Origin of the sequence: Rhizobium sp. RU33A (genome assembly GCF_900156055.1) — a bacterium.
In the GTDB taxonomy this organism is placed as follows: domain Bacteria; phylum Pseudomonadota; class Alphaproteobacteria; order Rhizobiales; family Rhizobiaceae; genus Allorhizobium.
The window spans coordinates 1-2,500 of sequence record NZ_FTMQ01000018.1; the positions used below are offsets into that span (position 1 = coordinate 1).

Below are 2,500 nucleotides of genomic sequence, written 5' to 3' on the forward strand. Positions count from 1 at the left end.
TGGTTGCGGGGGCAGGATTTGAACCTGCGGCCTTCAGGTTATGAGCCTGACGAGCTACCGGGCTGCTCCACCCCGCGCCAAGAGCGCAACTTTGACTGTTGCGCTTGAGAGTTCTTACAAAGCAAAAGGACCGCTTGATGAGCGGCCCTAAGATTTCGGCTTGGGCCGATTATGTGTTGAGAAGATTGAGGTATTTGCGATGCAAAACCGGAGGTATTTGCTTTTGCAAAACCCGACAACATTGCCTTTAGCAGACCTGGCAGCGACCTACTCTCCCGCGTCTTAAGACGAAGTACCATTGGCGCTGGGGCGTTTCACGGCCGTGTTCGGAATGGGAACGGGTGCAGCCACCCCGCCATGACCACCAGGTCGGCTAAGGGCAATGTTGTTGAGAAGCTGGTACAGGGATTTCCCTGTTTTCGATATGAACACGTATGTGGCATCATCGCCCGGATGTGTCCGGGCCGATGAGCATGGTCAATGAGAACGATCAAGCCAATCGGGCTATTAGTAACGGTAAGCTTCACTCATTACTGAGCTTCCACACCCGTCCTATCAACGTGGTAGTCTTCCACGGCCCTGATAGGGAATACTCGTTTTCAGGTGGGTTTCCCGCTTAGATGCCTTCAGCGGTTATCCCTTCCATATATAGCTACCCTGCTATGCCGTTGGCACGACAACAGGTCCACCAGAGATATGTCCATCCCGGTCCTCTCGTACTAGGGACAGATCCTGTCAATATTCCTACACCCACGGCAGATAGGGACCGAACTGTCTCACGACGTTCTGAACCCAGCTCACGTACCGCTTTAATTGGCGAACAGCCAAACCCTTGGGACCTGCTCCAGCCCCAGGATGCGATGAGCCGACATCGAGGTGCCAAACAACCCCGTCGATATGGACTCTTGGGGGTCATCAGCCTGTTATCCCCGGCGTACCTTTTATCCGTTGAGCGATGGCCCTTCCACACGGGACCACCGGATCACTATGACCGACTTTCGTCTCTGCTCGACTTGTCAGTCTCGCAGTCAGGCGGGCTTATGCCATTGCACTCGACGACCGATTTCCGACCGGTCTGAGCCCACCATCGCGCGCCTCCGTTACTCTTTCGGAGGCGACCGCCCCAGTCAAACTACCCACCATACACTGTCCCGGATCCGGATGACGGACCGCGGTTAGACATCCATGACGATAAGGGTGGTATTTCAAGGATGGCTCCACAGAAACTGGCGTCCCTGCTTCAAAGCCTACCACCTATCCTACACATGCCGACACGAATGCCAGTGTAAAGCTATAGTAAAGGTGCACGGGGTCTTTCCGTCTGACCGCAGGAACCCCGCATCTTCACGGGGAATTCAATTTCACTGAGTCTATGTTGGAGACAGCGGGGAAGTCGTTACGCCATTCGTGCAGGTCGGAACTTACCCGACAAGGAATTTCGCTACCTTAGGACCGTTATAGTTACGGCCGCCGTTTACTGGGGCTTCGATTCAAAGCTTGCACCTCTCCTCTTAACCTTCCAGCACCGGGCAGGCGTCAGACCCTATACGTCGTCTTGCGACTTCGCAGAGCCCTGTGTTTTTGATAAACAGTCGCTACCCCCTGGTCTGTGCCACCCCATTACACTTGCGTATAAAGGGGTCACGCTTCTTCCGAAGTTACGCGTGCAATTTGCCGAGTTCCTTCAACATAGTTCTCTCAAGCGCCTTGGTATACTCTACCTGACCACCTGTGTCGGTTTCGGGTACGGTCTGTACGGTGGAGCTATTTCCTGGAACCGCTTCCTCGCCCATTCAATCCAATAAGAATGAACAAGTTACGCAATCCGTCACTACCACCAGGCCCACGAATATTAACGTGGTTCCCATCGACTACGCATTTCTGCCTCATCTTAGGGGCCGGCTAACCCTGCTCAGATTAACTTTAAGCAGGAACCCTTGGTCTTTCGGCGAGGGGGTCTCTCACCCCCTTTATCGTTACTCATGTCAACATTCGCACTTCCGATACCTCCAGGGCCCCTCACAGGTACCCCTTCACAGGCTTACGGAACGCTCCGCTACCACGTGACCCTTGCGGATCACATCCTCAGCTTCGGTGCATGGCTTTAGCCCCGTTACATTTTCGGCGCAAAGACCCTTATTTAGACCAGTGAGCTGTTACGCTTTCTTTAAATGATGGCTGCTTCTAAGCCAACATCCTGGTTGTTTTGGGATCCTCACATCCTTTCCCACTTAGCCATGACTTGGGGACCTTAGCTGGAGGTCAGGGTTGTTGCCCTCTTCACGACGGACGTTAGCACCCGCCGTGTGTCTGCCGACTAGTACTCCCAGGTATTCGGAGTTTGGTTAGGATCAGTAAGACGGTGAGTCCCCATAGCCCATCCAGTGCTCTACCCCCTGGGGTATTCGGTCGACGCTCTACCTAAATAGATTTCGCGGAGAACCAGCTATCTCCGAGTTTGATTGGCCTTTCACCCCTAGCCACAAGTCATCCCGATCTA

1 tRNA gene and 2 rRNA genes (1 of these 3 cut by a window edge) are annotated in these 2,500 nt (G+C 53.8%); all 3 read right to left on the reverse strand.

Annotated elements, in window-relative coordinates:
• Positions 1-77: transfer RNA gene (locus BW978_RS23010), tRNA-Met, on the reverse strand.
• 177 nt (positions 78-254) lie between these two features.
• A 5S ribosomal RNA gene (gene rrf / locus BW978_RS23015) occupies positions 255-369 on the reverse strand.
• 117 nt (positions 370-486) lie between these two features.
• Positions 487-2,500, reverse strand: a 23S ribosomal RNA gene (locus tag BW978_RS23020) (it continues 787 nt past the right edge of the window).